The sequence below is a fragment of the Achromobacter colocynthidis genome, assembly GCF_057334535.1.
The window spans coordinates 47857-65060 of sequence record NZ_JBHFIZ010000033.1; the positions used below are offsets into that span (position 1 = coordinate 47857).

Genomic DNA, 17204 nt, shown 5'->3' on the forward strand with positions numbered 1-17204 from the left:
TTCATGCAGAACACAACCAACATTTTTGGCCTGAATCCTGCGCAATACCCGTCCATATAATCCAAAAAAACCCGGCCGCCCCGCGCTGAAAACAGGGCAAGACCGGTCCATCGGACTCTAGGAGACACGTCATGCAGCATGCCACCGGCGCCCTGCGCGCCCTTGCCTTTTCCCCGACCAACAAGGTGCCCGCATGAGCGAGGCCACCGTCACCCTGGAAGTCAACGAAGGCGTTGCGCTGGTCACGCTGAACAGCCCGCCCGTCAATGCCCTGAACCGCGCCATGCGCCGCCGCATGGTCGCTATCTTCGACGAAATTTCCGAACGCGACGACATACGCTGCGCGGTCCTGACGGGCCATGGCAAGGTGTTCTGCGCCGGCGCAGATTTGAAAGACCGCCCCAACGCCGACATCGCCGGCGACTTCCTGGAACACAACCGCATCACCCGCGAAACCGGCAACGCCATCAAGGAATGCGCCAAGCCCGTGATTGCCGCCGTCAATGGCGCGGCGCTGGGCGCGGGCATGGGGCTGATGGCCGCGTGCGACATCATGTACGCGTCCGACAACGCCACCTTCGGCATGCCCGAGATCAACGTGGGCCTGGCCGGCGGCGCGTCCATGTTGCGCACGCTGGTGGGCCGATCAACCTTGCGCCGCATGTTCTTCACCGGCCAGCGTCTAAGTGCGCACGACCTCTTGCGCCGCAACGTGCTGGAAGACGTACTACCGCCCGACCAGTTGCTGCCGACCGCGTTGGCCCTGGCGCATGAAATCGCGTCCAAGGCGCCGCTGGCCGTGCTGTACGCCAAGCGCGCGGCCAATATGGTTGACCTCATGCCGCAGCGCGATGCCTACCGCTTCGAGCAGGACTTCACGATGACGCTGGCCAAGACGGAAGACGCGCGCGAGGCGCGCATGGCCTTCCTGGAAAAGCGCCAGCCGCAATTCAAGGGGCGCTGAGCATGGCGCAGACCGCACAAGCGTACAGCCCGCAGCAACATAGCCCCCAACGACATAGCCCCCAGCGCGCGGGCGCCGGGCTGGCGCCGTTTTTCACCGCAAGCAGCATCGCCGTCGTGGGCGCGTCGGATGACGTCACCAAGATCGGCGGCCGGCCCGTGCACATGCTGATCAAGCACGGCTATGCCGGCGCCGTGTATCCCATCAACCCCAAGGGCGGCGTCATCCAGGGCTTGCCCGCCTACGCCTCGGTGCGCGACACGCCCTCTGCTCCCGAGCTGGCCATCCTGGCCGTGCCCGCCGCCGCCACGCCCGCCGCCTTGCGCGACTGCGCGGCGCGCGGCACCAAGGCCGCCATCGTGCTGTCGGCGGGCTTTACCGAAGCAGGCGCTGCCGGCACCGCGCTGCAAGCCGAGCTGGTCGCCATTGCGCGTGAACACGGCATGCGCGTGCTGGGGCCGAACTGCCTGGGCGCGGTCAATGTGGCCGATCGCCTGATCGGCTCGTTCTCGATCGCGCTGGAAGAACACATGCCACCCGTCGGGCACGCGGGCATCGTGTCGCAGTCGGGCAATGTGGGCAGCCACACCATGCAAAGCGTGGCCCGGCGCGGCATGGGCGTCAGCCGCTTCATCGCGACCGGCAACGAGGCGGACGTGGACGTGGCCGACGGCATCGCCGCGCTGGCCGACGACCCGGACACGCACATCATTCTGTGCTGCATGGAGACCTGCCGCGACGCCACCAAACTGATCAGCGCGCTGCGCCTGGCGCGCGCGCGCGGTAAACCGGTCATCGTGTTGAAGATCGGCTCCACCGAAAAGGGCCAGCAGGCGGCCGCGTCGCACACCGGCGCGCTGACCGGATCCGACGCCGTCATCGACGCCGTCTTCCGCCGCCACGGCGTGCTGCGCGTGCGCTCGGTGGAAGCGCTGATCGACATCGGGCACGCGGCGTCGATGCTGATGCCGAACCGGCTGCCCCGCAACGACGCGGTGACGCTGGTGGCGGCCTCGGGCGGGTTCGGCATCATGATGGCAGACGCCATGAGCGAGGCCGGGATGACCCTGCCCGCGCTGGCGCCGCTGACGCAACAGCGCATCCACGAAGCGGTGCCCACCGCCAGCACCGGCAACCCGGTCGACGCGTCGGCGCAGATGTCGAGCCGGCCGGACATCCTGGGAAAGATGCTGACCGCGCTGCTGGAAGACCCTTCAGACAGTTCGCTGGTGTTGTTCATGTCGCTGTCGCTGTACAACACGCGGCTGCGCGGCATCTATCTGGAAGCGCTGGCGCAGGTGCGCGCCAGCCATCCGGAGCGCCTGCTGATGATCATCAGCCAGGGGCCGGCGGACGCCATCGAACAGATCAACACGCTGGGCATCCCCGTGTTCTCCAGCATTGATGCCGCGGCCACGGGCTTGGCGGGGCTGGCACGGCTGGGGCAACTGCGTGCGATGGGTGGGGCTGACATTGCGCCCCCCGCCCCTGCCCCCATCGACCCCATCGTCTTCAAAAATGAGTTCCACGCCAAGCAGGCGCTTGGCAACGCGGGCATCGACGTGCCGCGCGAAGTGATCGCCACCGACGCCGACGCGGCGGTTCGCGCCGCCGACACCATCGGCTATCCCGTCGTGCTGAAGATCGCGTCGGAAGACGTGGCGCACAAGACCGAGGCGGGCGGCGTGGCGCTGAATGTGGAAGACGCCGAGGCCGTGCGCGAGGCCCATGCGCGCATTCTTGCCAACGTGGCGCGCCATGCGCCCGCCGCCCGCATCGACGGCGTGCTGGTGGCGCCGATGCTGCGCGGCGGCACGGAGATGATCGCGGGCGTGTCGCAAGACCCGGTCTTCGGGCCGATCGTCATGGTGGGCATGGGCGGCATCTTTGCCGAAGTGTTGAACGACGTGGCGGTGCAGGCCGCGCCCGTCACCGAAGACGAGGCGATGGCGATGATCCGGTCGCTGAAGATGTTCCCGATTCTGGACGGCGCGCGCGGGCAGGCCAAGGCCGACGTGGCCGCCGCCGCACGCAGCGTGGCCCGCCTGTCGGAATTCGCGTTCCGGCACCGCGACGACATCGCCGACATCGACATGAACCCCATTCTGGTAAGGCCGCAGGGCCAGGGCGTGGTGGTGCTGGACGCGCTGATGATTCCGCGCGCCATGCCGGCATCAGCACCCGAACCCGCGCCCGCACAGCAAGGACAAGCATGAATTTTGAACAACAGGTGATCGTTCCCGACCCCGCCTCGGGCGTCGAGGTCTACCGGCAACACGCGCGCCACTGGCTGCGCGCCAATCTGCCGGATTTCATGCGCGCCGACAGCCTGGACTGGCGCGCCGCCACGCTGGCCGAAAGCAGCGCCTGGGAAGCGGCGATGCATCAGGCCGGCCTGGCGGGCATGACCTGGCCCAAGGCCTATGGCGGCCATGGGCTGACCCTGCGCGAGCATCTGGCGGTGAACAAGGAAATCGGCGCGCTGCCGATGCCGGAAAGCGTCAGCTCCATCGGCAAGGAGCTGGCCGGCCCCATCATCATGGCCGTCGGCGACGAGGCCCAGAAGCAGGCCTTCCTGCCGGAAATCCTGACGATGCGGCAGTTCTGGTGCCAGGGCTTTTCCGAACCGGACGCGGGCTCGGACCTGGCGCGGCTGCGCACGAAAGCCGTACAGGAAGGCGAACACTGGCGTATCAACGGCCAGAAGATCTGGACCAGCGGCGCGGCCAAGGCGCACTACTGCCTGCTGCTGACGCGCACCGGCACCGTGGCGGACAAGCACCGGGGGCTGCTGATGTTCGCGGTGCCGATGGATACGCCGGGCATCCGCGTGGTGCCGATCAAGTCCATCGACGGCAAAGAGTCATTCGCCGAAGTCTTCTTCGACGACGTGATCGTGCCCGACAGCGCGCGCCTGGGCGCACCGGACGAAGGCTGGAACGCGGCCATCCGCGTGCTGTCGATCGAACGCGCCACCAACCGCATGTACCGCCCCTGGCGCTTCGAATGCGAACTGCGCCAGCTGATCGCCGCCTGCAAGTCCGACACCCGGCTTGCCGCGACGCTGGACGATGGCTACGTGCAACGTCGCGTCGGTGATCTGGTCGCTGAAATCGACGGCTTGAAGGGGCTGGTCGAACTGACGGTTGAACGCATGCTTCGCGGTGAATCCATCGGCGCGCGCGGGTCCTTGACCAAGCTGTATTGGTCCGAATGCCATCAGGCGTTTGCGGGCCTGGCGCTCTCGCTGCTGTCGCAGGTGGGGCCGCATTCCAGCCCCTTGGCGCGGCGCGCCCATCAGGCCTTTACCAACGCGTATCTGTTCGCGCGCGCCGAGACGATCTACGCGGGCACCACGGAAGTGCAGCTGGATGTGATCGCGCAGCGCGTCATGAACCTACCCAAGGATTTGACATGAGTAGCGAAGAACTGCATCCCGAAGAGTTCGCGCAAGCCGCCGACGCGGCCATTGCCGATGCGCTGTCGCGCCAGGATCCGCATGCGATGGCCGCCGTGCTGGCACAGGCGGGCCTGTGCGGCGTGATGGCGGACGAGGCTGACGGCGGGCTGGGCCTGGACTTGGCGTTTGCCCTGCCCATCGCCCACGCGGCGGGCCGGCTGCAACTGCCCTTGCCGCTGGCCGAGCAGATCTTGCTTGCACGGGCGCTGGCCGGCACGCCGCACGCCGCGGCGCTGGTGGCGGGCGAACGGCTGGCCGGCATAGCTTGGCAAGGCAGCATGCAGGAAGGCAGCGCCCGCTTGGACCATGGCCCGGCGGATTGGGTGCTGGTGGCCGATGGCGACGGCGCGGTGTTGGTCGATGTCAGCGATGCCAAGCACGAGCCGCAGGCAACGCTGGACCCGGATCATCCGCAAATGTGGTTGGCGCTGGCAGGCGCGCCGGTGCTGGCGCGGCTTGATGCGCAGGCTTGGCGCGCGTTGCAAGGCTCGGCCCGGTTGTTGCTGGCCGAATTCGCCAACGGCGCGGCCGAAGGGGCGCTGCAAGCCGCCGCCAGCTACCTGGCCACCCGCGTGCAGTTTGGCCGTCCGCTGTCGGCCAAGCAGGCCGTGCGGCATCTGCTGGCGCGCATGCGCTTGGTCCAGGACGTGTCCCGCGCCGCCATTCGCCGCGCGATGCATACCGACGAATTCGGCGCGCCGCGCGACACCCGGCCCGCGCTGGCCGGCGCCATCGCCAACGCCGCTTTCGTCATCGAGAAGGCCATCCACCTGCACGGCGGCATGGGCTTTACCTGGGAGCTGCCCTTGCACCCCGCGCTGCGCGCGGTGCGCAAGCTGGATGCGGCGTTCAGCGGCTTGTCGCGCGCGGCGGGCCGCGCATTCATTGAATCGGTGTAGGAAGAAACCATGCAACAAGATCTGGCTGGGCGCGTCGCGCTCATCACCGGCGCAGGCGCCGGCATCGGCCGCGCCACGGCCCGCGCGCGGGCCGCGCGCGGCGCTATCGTCGGCGTCAACGATTTAAAACAGGAACTGGTGGACGCGGCTGTCGCCGACATCAACGCCGCCGGCGGCAAGGCGTTTGCGGTGGTGCAGAACGTATCGTCGCGCGAAGGCATCGCGCAGGCCGTGCGCCAGGCCGCCGAACACGGTTCGCGCTTTGACATCCTGGTCAACAACGCGGCCTGGGTGCGCTATCAAAGCGCCGCCGAGATCCAGGCCGACACGATGGACCGCATGTTGGACATCGGTTTCAAGGCGGTGATCTGGGGCATCCAGGCAGCCGCCGAGGCGATGGACCCGGAACGCGGCGGCGCGATCGTCAACGTGGCGTCCACCGCCGCTCTGAAATCCGCGCCAGCGTCGATGGTGTATTCGGGCATCAAGGCCGGCGTGCTGGGCATTACGCGCGCGGCCGCGGCCGAACTGGGTGGGCGCGGCATTCGCGTCAACGCCGTCTGCCCCTCGGCCGTGCCGACGGAAGGCACGCAGCGCAACCGCAACGCCGAACGCGACGCACGCCGCATCGCCAGCACGCCGATGGGGCGGCTAGGCACGGTGGAAGACGTGGCCAGCGGCATTGCGTTCCTGGCCAGCGACGAAGCGCGCTTCATCACCGCGCAGGCGCTGGTGGTGGACGGCGGCATCACGTTCACCACGCTCTGATGGAAACGGTGCTGTTGACGGGCGCAGCCAGCGGCATCGGCCGCGCCACCGCCTGGCGGCTGGCCCGTCTAGGCCACCGCTGCGTGCTGGTGGACCGTAATGCGGAAGCGCTGGAGGGGTTGCTTGCGGAGCTGCGCGCAGGCGGGTCGGGCGCGCTGGCGACGAACAACGAGCTAGAGGCCGCCGATGCCCTGGGTGCCGTGGTCATGGGCGGCGGAGTCCTGGGTGCCAAAGGTTCGGGCGTCCGAGCCGCCGTCGTCTCTGGGCCGCTGCCTGCCACACCAGCCACCGAACATATTGCCCGCGTCGCGGACCTGACCGACCCCAACCAGATCAACGCGCTGGCCGACGACATGCCGCCGCTGGACGCCATCATCAACAACGCGGGGATGACGGACGCCAGCAATCTGCCCGTGGTCGAACAAGCCGATCTTGATTGGCAGCGTTTGCTGGACCTGAACCTGCACGCGCCGCCGCGACTGCTGCGTGCGCTACAGGGACGACTGACACCGCATGCCCGCATCGTCAACGTGGCCTCGGGTGCGGGATTGCACGCCATCCCGATGCGCGGCGCGTACAGTCCCAGCAAGGCCGGCTTGATCGCGCAAACACAAGCCCTGGCGCGCGCGCGGCCCGAGCTGCGCGTCAGCATCTTGTGCCCCGGGTTCGTACAAACGGAATTGGTCGACGGGCTGATCGCCAGCGGCCGCCTGGACCCGGTGCGCGCGGTGGCGAAGATTCCGCTGGGCCGCCTGGCCAGGCCCGAAGAACTGGCTTGCGCGCTGGCGTTTCTAGCCAGCCCGGACGCCGCACCGTTAAGCGGCAGCCGCCTGTCCGTGGACGGCGGATCGTCCGTCTTCGGCGGCAGCCAAGCCTATGCGCCCAACGCCATCGCCCCCGTGCCATGCGATACGCCCTTGGCACTGACCGTGCACGGCGACTGGCCCGTAAGGGGCGACACGCAAGCGCACGAACGCGAACGCGAGCACAAGCACGGATACGAGCACGAACAAGAGCACGGACAAGAGCACGAACAAGCGCGCGACGGCTACCCCGCCGTCATCGACACGACCGTCCTGGCTAGCCCGCCCGGTGGCCGCCTGGCCGCGGTCCTGGCCGTGGCACGCCGCCATGGAATGGGCGGCATGGACGGCAAACCAAGTAGCCTGACGCTGCTTTTGCCGCGCATCGAACAGGCTGATTGGGAACACGCCGGCGACGACGCCGCCGCGCGCATGCTGATCGCCACCCTGGCCTGTGAATGGGGGCCCCGCGCGCGCCGGATCAATGCCATCGAAGTCGCCTCGCCACACCCCGACCCCGCGCTATGGCCGCTGCTTCGCTTCGTAGCGGGTGCCCAAGCTCAATACCTGACCGGCCAAACGCTATGCACACGCTAACCGACCTGGATGCCATCAAATCCCGCTTCATTGCCGCGCGCGGCTACTGGCGCCCATGGACCGAGGCCATGCTGCGCGCCAACCCCGCGTTTCTGTCGTACTACGCCGACTACGCGGGCTATCCGGCGCAGACGGGCCCGCTGACGCCGCGCATGGTCGAATTGGTCTATGTCGCGCTGGACGCGTCCGCCACCCATCTGTACGCGGCCGGGCTGGAGACCCATTTGCGCATGGCGCTCGCGGCCGGCGCCAGTGAAGCGGATGTGTTCGACGTACTGCATCTGCTTACCTTGCAAGGCGTCAACGCCGTACTGCAAGCCGCCGACGTCCTGCATGACGCCGCGCCCGCCGTGCCCGTGCCGCCGGACGATCCCCTTTGCCAGCGCATCCACGCGCTATGGCCGGAACAGGCGGCAAGCCTGCTGCGGCTGGCGGCACAAGATCCGGGCTATGTCGGGGTGCTGCTGGATTTTGTCGAGGGCGGTGCGCCGGCCGGTGGCTTGAGTCAAACCGAACGGCTGCTGGTGCGCATTGCCCTGCACGCCTCGTTCACGCAGGGCGATCAGACGGGTTCGCGCGCGCTCATCACGCACGCGTTGACGCAAGGCGTGACGCGAGCAGAGATCCTGCAAGTGATTCAGCTAGGCGCGCACCTTGCCGTGCATGGCGCGTCATTGGGCGCCACGGTGTACACAAAGGTGCTTGCAGACGCCATCGGTGCAGAGGGCAAGGCAGACGCCCAAGGCAAGGCAGGCGCGGCGGCTTGACCGGATCTTGGGTCTAGGCCCTGCCGCTCAAGCGGCTTTCGCAAGCATCGCCTGCCAGACCTGCATCAGGCCTACCCTGCCCGCTTGGCGCGGGCATGCGGATCGTTGATCTCGGCTTCCAGTTCAGCGATCAGCCAATCGAACCAGCCTTTTTCGGTACGCGCATAGACCACGGCGGCCGGCGTCTTGCCGTCGCGCCAGCCCGGCTGATGCGTGTCCATCCACGACGCCAGGCTCTTGTGTGGCGCCAGCAGGCCCGACAGCCAGGTCCACAGATAGTCCGGCACGTTGCGGCGAAAGCCTTTTGCGCTGGCGTACAGCGTGGGCTCAAGCGGCAGGCTGCCCGAACGGGCCAGCTTCGCCTGCACCCGGCGCAACGTTTCGGCCGCGGCCTGCAATTGTTCGGTGCTGAGCTTTTTCACGTAGGGACTCCTGGATTGGGGTGCGGGGATTATCGCCGGAGGAACCGGCGCTTTCAAAGCACCGCGTTCGAGGGCCCGCGCCCGACGTGCGGCCTGCGGGTTGGCTCTGCGGGCTCGGCCTTCAGCGTTGCCCCCGGGGCGGCGTCAGCGCCATCAAGGCCGTTGCCGCAAAGCGGGCGCCCGGTTCCAGCACCTGCATCCCGGTGCGCGACTCGCCCGACGCCGCCAGGTTGAAGGCATCCGCCACATTGGTGACCGGCTCCACACACAGAAACGCCGACCCGGGCGCGGTATAGACGACAAGATGCGCAAACGCCGGGTCCGCGTGCAGCGCCAGTTCGTGGCCGTCGGCCCAGTGCAGCGTGGCGCGCCCTGCCCATTGCGACAGATAGGTATCGCAACCCTCGGCCGACCGGCGCACGTCGCGCACATGCTTGACCCGGCTGCCCGTGGGCAATCCGTCCGCGTCGGCGGGCCACAGGCGCCGCGCGTTCAGCGCCACGCGCTCGGCGGTGAAATACGGATGGATCCCCAGGCCGCAGGGCATGGGCGAGTCGCCCTGGTTGATCAGGCTAAGCGACAGGCTCAAACCGCGCGCGTCCAGCCGATAGCGCTGCACGCACTCGAACGGCCAGGGCCAGCCCAGCACACCCGCCGGCTGGTTCAGCACCAGGTCGATGCCGTCCGGCGTGTGATTGCGCACCTGCCAGGGCTGGAACAGGCCCGCCCCATGAATGGCTTGCGGCCGGCCCGGCACCGATTCCAGCACGTGGCGCGCGCCATTGAACGTGAACACGCCGTCGCGAATGCGGTTGGAATACGGCGCTAACGGGTAGGACCCCGCGCGCGGCCACTTGCCAGCCGGCCACTCGGTGGCGGTCAGCGGCACGATCCAGTCATGCGAGCCCGTGGACAGGCGGGTCAGCCGCCCCCCGCCCCCGGGCGCGAATTCAGCCTGGTGCGCCCCGCTGGAAATCGTCACACGCTCAAGGGCGTTGACGGGGTCGGGAAAAGGAAAATCCGACATCTGCTGCTCCCACGGCCGTCACAGGGCCGCGTCGTACGATTGTGCCGCCGGCGGTCGGGCGCGGCAAATCCGTAGCGCCGGATGGGGCGCGATCAAGCACTTGTCCGGCTGGCAGCCACGCAATCATCAGCCCGACCCCGATTACGACAAACAAGCGCCAAAACCATCCCGCCCGCCACCGCACGCGCGCGCCCGCCCCGATACAATCACGGGCATGAATTCAGCAACACAACCCACCGCCGCCGAGGCCCACGCAGGCCACACCCCCATGATGCAGCAGTACCTTCGCCTGAAAGCGGAGGCTGGCCCCTTGCTGCTCTTCTACCGCATGGGCGACTTCTATGAAATGTTCTACGAAGACGCCGAGCGCGGCGCGCGCCTGCTCAACCTCACGCTGACCAAGCGGGGTTCGTCCAACGGCACGCCCATCCCCATGGCCGGCCTGCCCGTACACGCCATGGAGCAATACCTGGCGCGGCTGGTCGCCATGGGCGAGTCCATCGCCATCTGCGAACAGATTGGCGACCCGGCCGCGTCCAAGGGGCCGGTCGAGCGCCGCATCGTGCGCATCGTCACCCCCGGCACCTTGACCGACGACGCGCTGCTGCCCGCCAAGGCCGACCGCGCGCTGGCCGCCGTGTTCGTGTCCGGCAATGCCCGCGCGCCGCGCGCCGGCCTGGCCTGGCTGAACCTGGCCAGCGGCGAATTCCGCGTCACCGAATGCGCGCCGGCCCAACTGGAATCCGAGCTGCATCGTATTGCGCCCGCCGAGATTATCTGTGCCGACAACGCCGTCTTCGAATTTCCCTTCGAAGGCGCGCGCTCGCGCGTGCCGGACTGGCACTTCGAAAGCGATGGCGCCCGCGCGCATCTGCTGGCGCACTTCAAGACCGATACCCTGGCGGGCTTCGATATTGAAGACATGCCGGCCGGCATTTGCGCCGCCGGCGCCTTGCTGCGCTATGCGGCGCGCACGCAATCGCAGGCGCTGGCGCACGTGCAAAGCCTGTCGGCCGAACGCCCGGGCCAGTATGTGCTGCTGGACCCGGTCACCCGCCGCAACCTGGAACTGACGCAAACGCTGTCGGGCGAAGACGCGCCCACGCTGTTCTCGCTGCTGGACGGCTGCCGCACGCCCATGGGCAGCCGCCTGCTGCGCCGCTGGCTGCATCACCCCTTGCGCGAAAACGAGCAGGCGCTGGCTCGCCAGCAGGCCATTTCGGCGCTGTTGGCCGGCCGCATGGACGTGGAACAAACGTTTGGGTCGGCCGGCCTGCTGGAAGCGCTGCGCGCCGCGCTGAACGCCTTCCCGGACATCGAACGCATCGCGGCACGCCTGGCGCTGCGCTCGGTGCGCCCGCGTGAACTGGCCAGCCTGCGCGATGCCCTGCAATCGCTGCCCGCGCTGCGCGACCTGGTCGAACCCATGGCGGGCTCGCCGCGTTTGGGCGAACTGGTTTCGCACCTGTCTGTAGACCCGGCGCTGGCGGCGCTGCTGGTACGCGCCATTGCGCCGGAACCGGCCGTCGCCATCCGCGATGGCGGCGTGCTGGCCACGGGCTTTGATGCCGAACTTGACGAGCTGCGCGGCCTGGCGGCCGATGGTGGCGATTTTCTGGTGCAACTGGAAGCCCGCGAACGCGAGCGCACCGGCATCAGCAACCTGCGCGTGGAATTCAACCGCGTGCATGGCTTTTATATTGAAGTCAGCAAGGGCCAGACGGCCAAGGTGCCGGAAGACTACCGCCGCCGCCAGACGCTGAAAAACGCCGAACGCTACATCACGCCCGAACTCAAGACCTGGGAAGACAAGGTCTTGTCCGCGCAAGACCGTTCGCTGGCGCGCGAGAAATGGCTGTTCGAGCAATTGCTGGACGTGCTGGCCGAACACGTGCGGCCCTTGTCGGACTGCGCCGCCGCACTGGCCGAGCTGGATACGCTGGCCGCGTTGGGCGAACACGCGCGCCGCCACGACTGGATCGCGCCTGAACTGTCCGAAAACGCCGACATCGACATCGACGCCGGTCGCCACCCCGTGGTGGAACACGCCATTGAACGCTTCACGCCCAACGGTTGCCGGCTGGATCCGGCGCGCCGCATGCTGCTGATCACCGGCCCGAACATGGGCGGTAAATCGACCTACATGCGGCAGGTGGCGCTGATTGTGCTGCTGGCGCGCGTCGGCAGCTTCGTGCCGGCCGCCCGTGCCCGCATCGGCAAGATCGACCGCATCTTCACGCGCATCGGCGCCGCCGATGACCTGGCGGGCGGGCGCTCGACCTTCATGATGGAAATGACCGAGGCCGCCGCCATCCTGTCGGCCAGCACGCCCAACAGCCTGGTGCTGATGGACGAAATCGGCCGTGGCACGTCCACCTATGACGGCCTGGCGCTGGCCTGGGCCATCGCCTGCCGCCTGCTGGCGCACAACCGCGCGCTGACGCTGTTTGCCACCCACTACTTTGAACTGACGCGCCTGCCGGCCGAACAGCCCGCGTCGGCCAACGTGCACCTGGCCGCCGCGGAATCCGCCGCCGGCATCGTGTTCCTGCACGAAGTGCGCGAAGGCCCCGCCAGCCGCAGCTACGGGATTCAGGTCGCGCAACGCGCCGGCGTGCCGGCGGCGGTCATCCGCCAAGCCACGCGCGAACTTGAACGGCTGGAAGCGCAAGGCGCGCCGACGCCGCAGTTGGGCTTGTTCTCGGCTGCGGCCGATGCCGACGCGCAAGCCTACGCCCAGGCCGAGCGGCACGACGCCATCGAAGCGCTGGACGCGCTGCGCGAAGAGCTTGCCACCATCGACCCCGACAGCCTCACCCCGCGCGAAGCGCTGGACGCCCTTTACCGCCTGAAGAAGCACCTTCAATGAACCTTGACCAACCCTTGCCGCTGTTGGGCAACCAAAGCCCCAACGACTTCATGCGCCGCTACTGGCAGCGCAAGCCGCTGCTGATCCGCCAGGCGATTCCCGACTTCAAGCCGCCCCTGGCCATCGCCGCCATCAAGAAGCTGGCGCGGCGCGACGACGTGGAATCGCGCCTGATCTGGCGCGAGAACGGCGAATGGCAAATGGAAAACGGCCCCTTCGCGCGCCTGCCCAAGGACAACGAGGGCGACTGGACGCTGCTGGTGCAAAGCGTGGATCTGCTTAGCGACGCGGCGTCTGAACTGATGGGCCTGTTCCGCTTCATTCCCGATGCCCGGCTTGACGACGTGATGGTCAGCATCGCCAGCCATGGCGGCGGCGTGGGTCCGCACTTCGACAGCTATGACGTCTTCCTGCTGCAAGCGGCGGGTGAACGCGAATGGCGTTACGGCCGCCAGAAAGACCTGTCGCTGGAACCCGGTCTGCCCTTGAAGATCCTCAGCAATTTCCAGCCCGAGGAAAAGGCGGTGCTGTCGCCCGGCGACATGCTGTATCTACCGCCCCAGGCCGCGCACGACGGCGTCGCCGTGGGCGATGGCTGCATGACCATCTCGATCGGTTTCCGCGCCCCCACCCAGGCCATACTGGCGCGCGGCCTGCTCGAAGCCGCGGCCGACCAGGTGATGGCGCGTGTGGGCTTGCTGGGCGGCCCCTACGGCGAACCCGCGCTGCCCGGCCCCAAGCTGTCGGCGGTGTACCGCGACCCGGGCCAGCCCGCCGTCAACACGCCTGCCGCCCTGCCCGATGCGCTGGTTGCCGCCACGCTGGAAACGGTTGAAAAGCTGCGGTTTGACGATGCGCTGGCATCGCGCTTCTTGGGCTGCTGGCTGACCGAACCCCATAACCAAAGCGTCTTTGACGCCGCGGACGACGTTGATGTGGATCTGGAAGAGGCCTGGCCGGACTCGGGCCGCTTGGTGCTGGACCGCCGCAGCCGCATGCTCTATCGCGGCAAACAGCTCTTCATCAACGGTGAAACGGCGATGACGCCCGCCGACGCCGCGCTGCGCACACTGGCGGACGCTCGCCGCCTGGACTGCGCGGATCCGGCCTGCGCCAAGCTGTCGCCCGAGGCGCGTTCCTGCCTGGCGGATTGGCTGGATTCCGGCTGGATTCACTACGTGGCGGCGTAGTATCCCGACACGCCCACGTATCGGATTCGAACAGAACGCAATCAGATCCATGGGCCGGGACACATACGGAAAGACATAACACGAAGCTGAAAGGTTTGTTGCCGTTCGGATGCGACCTTTTTAACTTTCACACGCGCTGCGGCGTCGGCTTCCTGTAGCCTGACTTCTGGTTTCCCCTAAGGGGGTTTCAAGAGTCGTCATCTACAGGAGTCCAAAAATGATGAGCAAAACCTTGATTATTGCCTCGGTGCTGGCCGTTGCGCTCAGCGCTTGCAACAAGAAGGAAGATGCCGCGGCGCCCGCGTCCACCCCGGGGGCTAGCACGCCCGCCCCCTCGACCACGCCGCCGGCCACTCCGGCTCCGACGCCTGGCACCACCCCTGGCGGCGGTTCGACCACCCCGGGCGGCTCGCCCACGCCCGCGTCTTAATAAAAACAGAGACGAACCCCCGCTCTGAAGACGCAAAAAAACCTCGGCAAGTCAATTGCCGGGGTTTTTTTGCGTCTATTTTTTTCGGCTGCTTTTCAGCGGCTCAAATGAAAAAGGCCCCCGATCCGAAGATCGGGGGGCCTTGGCGTTCCAGGCCGGCATGCAGGCGCCGGCCCGACGCGATTTACATCTTGTCCTTCAGCACGCTCAGCAGGCGCTGAGCCGTGGCGCTATTGTCGCGCGTACCGTTGGTGTCCAGCACCGTGACCGTGGTCTGGTCGCCGCTGGCGGCCAGGTGGATGCGGTACTGCGGCGCTTCCGCCTTCTTGTCGCCCGAGAAGATGCGGCTGAAGAAGCCCGGCTGCTCGTTCTGCGCACCGGTGTCGGTATCGACGTAGCGAACGAAGTAATCGCCAGCGGAGCGGTCGCGGTCATCAACGGCGAAACCGCCGCCGTCCAGGGCCACGCCAACACGGCGCCAGGCGCGGTCAAACGATTCGGCCACCAGCAAGGAAGTGCCTTGGCTGCGAACGTCTTCCTGCACTGCGGGCTTTTGCGGCGAGGCTTCCGCCTGCTGCACCAGCTTGCGGGCGCTGTCCACGTCGGAACCCAGGTAGACCATCATGCGGGCAAGCATGGCGGCATTCAGGCCCGGATCTTCCTGGCCGTTTTGCCATTGCACCTGGCCGCCGTCGGCGCCAACGCGCTTTTCAAGCATCTGGCGATGGCTGACGTACACCTCGGTGTGACCGTCGACACGCTCGACGCGGGTGCGGAATTTCTCGCGCTCGCCGCTATCCCACGCCGATTCCAGGACGGCGCCCAATGCTTGGCGCAGCCAGCTTTCCGGAATCTTGGCGCGGTTTTCCGCCCAGTCGGTTTCGATCAAACCCGCGGCCGGGTTGTTGCTGGCCACGGTAAAGCCGTTTTCGGTCCAGAAGTCGACCAGGCGCGGGAAGACTTCTTCCGGTGCGCGGTCAACCACCAGCCAGCGCAAGTCGCCGTCGCGCTCAACCCGCATGTCTTGGCGGCCCGGCAGCACGTTGCTGGTCTTCGGGGCGGTGGCTTGCGCCTGGCCCTGCTGTTGAAACTGCGAGTACGTCGTCGAGCCCGAAGCGGGCGCGCGATAACGCGGGTCGCTATTGGCCTGGGTCAGATCCGGCGGGATGCTCAGAGGCTCTCCACGCTGGGTGACGGCGCTCTTATAGTCGACAGATTCTTCATTGCCCAGGAATTGATTGACCTCGCTGCAGCCGGCCAACAACACCAGAGACATCAATGCCGACAAACCGGCATGACGTTTGTTCATACGTATCCTCACGATATTTAGAGCAGACCCGTTTCCTGGAGCGCGCGACGCACGACTTCGTGGTTCTGCGTACCCAGTTCAACCAGCGGGAGCCGGTAGCCCAGTGCGCTGCGGCCCATTTCGGCCAACGCCCACTTGACGGGGATGGGATTGGCTTCAACGAACAAAGCCTTGTTCAGACGGGCCAGGTAGGCATTAAGTTCACGCACCTTCGGCACGTCGCCCGCCAGCGCGGCGGCACAGAGGGCGCGCATGAGCTTGGGGGCCACGTTGGCGGTGACGGAGATATTGCCGCGCGCGCCCAGCAGGATCAGGGCGGCGGCGGTGGGGTCATCGCCACTGAAAACCTGGAAATCAGCCGGCGCTTCACGCAGCAGCAGGCCACCGCGGGCGATGTCGCCGGTGGCGTCCTTGATGCCGATGATGCCGGGCACCTGCGCCAGGCGCAGAACCGTTTCATTGGACATGTCGGCCACGGTGCGGCCCGGCACGTTGTAAAGAATGGTCGGCAGGTCAACGGCTTCCGCGATGGTGCGGAAATGGCGGTACAGGCCTTCTTGCGACGGCTTGTTGTAATAGGGAACGACCGACAGCCCGGCATGCGCGCCCACGGCCTTCGCGTGGTTGGCCAGATGGATGGCTTCGTCGGTTGAGTTGGCGCCCACGCCAGCGATGACCGGGATGCGGCCCGCGGCATGTTCGACCGCAACGCGGATCAGTTCCGCGTGTTCTTCCATGGAAACCGTGGGCGATTCCCCGGTGGTGCCCACCACCACGAGCGCGTCGGTTCCTTCCTGGACGTGCCAGTCGATCAGTGACCGGTAGGCAGCGTAGTCCAAGCTGCCGTCGGGCTGCATGGGAGTGACCAGGGCCACCAAGCTGCCCTGGAAATTAACGCCTGCGGCGGTTGCAGGGGATGCCATAAATGTAGGGCTCCAACGCCCCGTGGCAGGATGCCCCAGGGCCAGAATCAATGAAACCGCTGAGTTTAACGGATATTGGATGAAATCCTACAGAAACCACTGAACGATAGTCGTTCCAAGTTCATACACCGGGCGCATCAAAAGCCAGAGCACATCGGTGACCAGCAACACGATGACAATCACCAGCCCATACGGCTCGATTTTTGAGTATTGCCAGGCCAGGCGGTTCGGCAGCAGGCTGAACAGGATGCGTCCCCCGTCCAGCGGCAGGATCGGCAGCAGGTTAAGCGCCATCAACACCAGGTTGATGTTCACGCCCGCCACGCCCATCTGGAACCAGAAGGATTCCTGCATGCCGGATTCCAGCATCAGGCGCAGAGAAAACGCCCACATGATCGCCATGACCAGATTCGCGGCGGGCCCCGCCAGCGCCACCCACAGCATGTCGCGCTTGGGCCGGCGCAAGCGCCCGAAGTCCACGGGCACGGGCTTGGCCCAGCCAAACAGCATGCCGGGGCTGCCCAACAATTTGGACGCCAGCAAGATGGCCACCGGCACAAGCAGCGTGCCGATCGGGTCGATATGTCGCGCCGGGTTCAGGCTGATGCGGCCCGCTTCATACGCCGTGGGATCGCCGAACATGCGCGCCACGTAGCCGTGAGCGGCTTCATGCAGCGTGATGGCGAAAATGACCGGGATCGCGTAGACGGCAATGGTTTGAATGAGGTCGTTCATGGCGAACCGGATTGTAGATGAGCCGCGGGGGGGGGGGGGGG

At 67.0% G+C, this 17204-nt stretch carries 15 protein-coding genes; 10 read left to right on the plus strand and 5 right to left on the minus strand.

The window, feature by feature from the left end; translation table 11 throughout:
• The first annotated feature begins 193 nt into the window (after positions 1–193).
• The 7 genes from ACE04A_RS15575 to ACE04A_RS15605 are packed head-to-tail and all read left to right on the plus strand — an operon-like array spanning position 194 to position 8258.
• Positions 194–964 (plus strand): enoyl-CoA hydratase/isomerase family protein, encoded by a 771-nt coding sequence (locus ACE04A_RS15575; protein ID WP_259245914.1) that lies wholly within the window; start codon positions 194–196, stop codon positions 962–964.
• A 2-nt stretch (positions 965–966) separates the two neighbouring features.
• Positions 967–3180 (plus strand): acetate--CoA ligase family protein, encoded by a 2214-nt coding sequence (locus ACE04A_RS15580; protein WP_448718098.1) that lies wholly within the window; start codon positions 967–969, stop codon positions 3178–3180.
• Complete coding sequence (locus tag ACE04A_RS15585; RefSeq protein WP_448718096.1) at positions 3177–4382, plus strand: acyl-CoA dehydrogenase family protein; 1206 nt, start codon at positions 3177–3179, stop codon at positions 4380–4382. The genes ACE04A_RS15580 and ACE04A_RS15585 overlap by 4 nt, the downstream gene beginning before the upstream one ends.
• Entirely contained in the window at positions 4379–5323 is a 945-nt protein-coding gene (locus ACE04A_RS15590; RefSeq protein WP_448718094.1) for an acyl-CoA dehydrogenase family protein, read from the plus strand. The genes ACE04A_RS15585 and ACE04A_RS15590 overlap by 4 nt, the downstream gene beginning before the upstream one ends.
• 9 nt (positions 5324–5332) lie before the next feature.
• Positions 5333–6091: an SDR family NAD(P)-dependent oxidoreductase gene (locus tag ACE04A_RS15595; protein ID WP_485820280.1), complete on the plus strand. Its 759-nt coding sequence runs from the start codon at positions 5333–5335 to the stop codon at positions 6089–6091.
• Positions 6091–7491, plus strand: a complete 1401-nt coding sequence (locus ACE04A_RS15600; RefSeq protein ID WP_485820281.1) for an SDR family NAD(P)-dependent oxidoreductase — start codon at positions 6091–6093, stop codon at positions 7489–7491. The genes ACE04A_RS15595 and ACE04A_RS15600 overlap by 1 nt, the downstream gene beginning before the upstream one ends.
• On the plus strand, positions 7479–8258 hold the full coding sequence (locus tag ACE04A_RS15605; protein ID WP_448718091.1) for a carboxymuconolactone decarboxylase family protein: 780 nt from the start codon (positions 7479–7481) through the stop codon (positions 8256–8258). The genes ACE04A_RS15600 and ACE04A_RS15605 overlap by 13 nt, the downstream gene beginning before the upstream one ends.
• A gap of 71 nt (positions 8259–8329) precedes the next feature.
• Here the strand turns inward: ACE04A_RS15605 and ACE04A_RS15610 are convergent, their stop codons facing one another.
• Together ACE04A_RS15610 and ACE04A_RS15615 are read right to left on the minus strand one after the other, a co-directional pair.
• Positions 8330–8680 (minus strand): hypothetical protein, encoded by a 351-nt coding sequence (locus tag ACE04A_RS15610; RefSeq protein ID WP_279996995.1) that lies wholly within the window; start codon positions 8678–8680, stop codon positions 8330–8332.
• A gap of 121 nt (positions 8681–8801) precedes the next feature.
• A complete protein-coding gene (locus tag ACE04A_RS15615; RefSeq protein WP_279996994.1) occupies positions 8802–9707 on the minus strand; it encodes an aldose epimerase family protein in 906 nt (301 codons plus the stop codon).
• A gap of 214 nt (positions 9708–9921) precedes the next feature.
• On the opposite strand from ACE04A_RS15615, the gene mutS reads away from it, so the two are divergent.
• The 3 genes from mutS (at position 9922) to ACE04A_RS15630 (ending at position 14196) form a co-directional block, all read left to right on the plus strand.
• On the plus strand, positions 9922–12576 hold the full coding sequence (gene mutS / locus ACE04A_RS15620; protein ID WP_448718089.1) for a DNA mismatch repair protein MutS: 2655 nt from the start codon (positions 9922–9924) through the stop codon (positions 12574–12576).
• Entirely contained in the window at positions 12573–13766 is a 1194-nt protein-coding gene (locus tag ACE04A_RS15625; RefSeq protein WP_448718087.1) for a JmjC domain-containing protein, read from the plus strand. The genes mutS and ACE04A_RS15625 overlap by 4 nt, the downstream gene beginning before the upstream one ends.
• Before the next feature lie 217 nt (positions 13767–13983).
• Entirely contained in the window at positions 13984–14196 is a 213-nt protein-coding gene (locus tag ACE04A_RS15630) for an endopeptidase (RefSeq protein WP_485820282.1), read from the plus strand.
• Between the two features lie 184 nt (positions 14197–14380).
• Here the strand turns inward: ACE04A_RS15630 and bamC are convergent, their stop codons facing one another.
• From bamC to ACE04A_RS15645, 3 genes are all read right to left on the minus strand, one after another.
• A complete protein-coding gene (gene bamC / locus ACE04A_RS15635; RefSeq protein ID WP_259245902.1) occupies positions 14381–15505 on the minus strand; it encodes an NlpB/DapX family lipoprotein in 1125 nt (374 codons plus the stop codon).
• A gap of 17 nt (positions 15506–15522) precedes the next feature.
• Positions 15523–16428: a 4-hydroxy-tetrahydrodipicolinate synthase gene (gene dapA, locus ACE04A_RS15640; RefSeq protein ID WP_485820283.1), complete on the minus strand. Its 906-nt coding sequence runs from the start codon at positions 16426–16428 to the stop codon at positions 15523–15525.
• An 87-nt stretch (positions 16429–16515) separates the two neighbouring features.
• Positions 16516–17163 (minus strand): site-2 protease family protein, encoded by a 648-nt coding sequence (locus ACE04A_RS15645; protein ID WP_100856742.1) that lies wholly within the window; start codon positions 17161–17163, stop codon positions 16516–16518.
• Between the last annotated feature and the right edge of the window lie 41 nt (positions 17164–17204).

Bases quoted from the DNA above. Each gene is read 5' to 3' on its own strand.
- ACE04A_RS15575 (WP_259245914.1), top strand. From the start codon at position 194: ATGAGCGAGGCCACCGTCACCCTGGAAGTCAACGAAGGCGTTGCGCTG.
- ACE04A_RS15580 (WP_448718098.1), top strand. From the start codon at position 967: ATGGCGCAGACCGCACAAGCGTACAGCCCGCAGCAACATAGCCCCCAA.
- ACE04A_RS15585 (WP_448718096.1), top strand. From the start codon at position 3,177: ATGAATTTTGAACAACAGGTGATCGTTCCCGACCCCGCCTCGGGCGTC.
- ACE04A_RS15590 (WP_448718094.1), top strand. From the start codon at position 4,379: ATGAGTAGCGAAGAACTGCATCCCGAAGAGTTCGCGCAAGCCGCCGAC.
- ACE04A_RS15595 (WP_485820280.1), top strand. From the start codon at position 5,333: ATGCAACAAGATCTGGCTGGGCGCGTCGCGCTCATCACCGGCGCAGGC.
- ACE04A_RS15600 (WP_485820281.1), top strand. From the start codon at position 6,091: ATGGAAACGGTGCTGTTGACGGGCGCAGCCAGCGGCATCGGCCGCGCC.
- ACE04A_RS15605 (WP_448718091.1), top strand. From the start codon at position 7,479: ATGCACACGCTAACCGACCTGGATGCCATCAAATCCCGCTTCATTGCC.
- ACE04A_RS15615 (WP_279996994.1), bottom strand. From the start codon at position 9,707: ATGTCGGATTTTCCTTTTCCCGACCCCGTCAACGCCCTTGAGCGTGTG.
- mutS (WP_448718089.1), top strand. From the start codon at position 9,922: ATGAATTCAGCAACACAACCCACCGCCGCCGAGGCCCACGCAGGCCAC.
- ACE04A_RS15625 (WP_448718087.1), top strand. From the start codon at position 12,573: ATGAACCTTGACCAACCCTTGCCGCTGTTGGGCAACCAAAGCCCCAAC.
- ACE04A_RS15630 (WP_485820282.1), top strand. From the start codon at position 13,984: ATGATGAGCAAAACCTTGATTATTGCCTCGGTGCTGGCCGTTGCGCTC.
- bamC (WP_259245902.1), bottom strand. From the start codon at position 15,505: ATGAACAAACGTCATGCCGGTTTGTCGGCATTGATGTCTCTGGTGTTG.
- dapA (WP_485820283.1), bottom strand. From the start codon at position 16,428: ATGGCATCCCCTGCAACCGCCGCAGGCGTTAATTTCCAGGGCAGCTTG.
- ACE04A_RS15645 (WP_100856742.1), bottom strand. From the start codon at position 17,163: ATGAACGACCTCATTCAAACCATTGCCGTCTACGCGATCCCGGTCATT.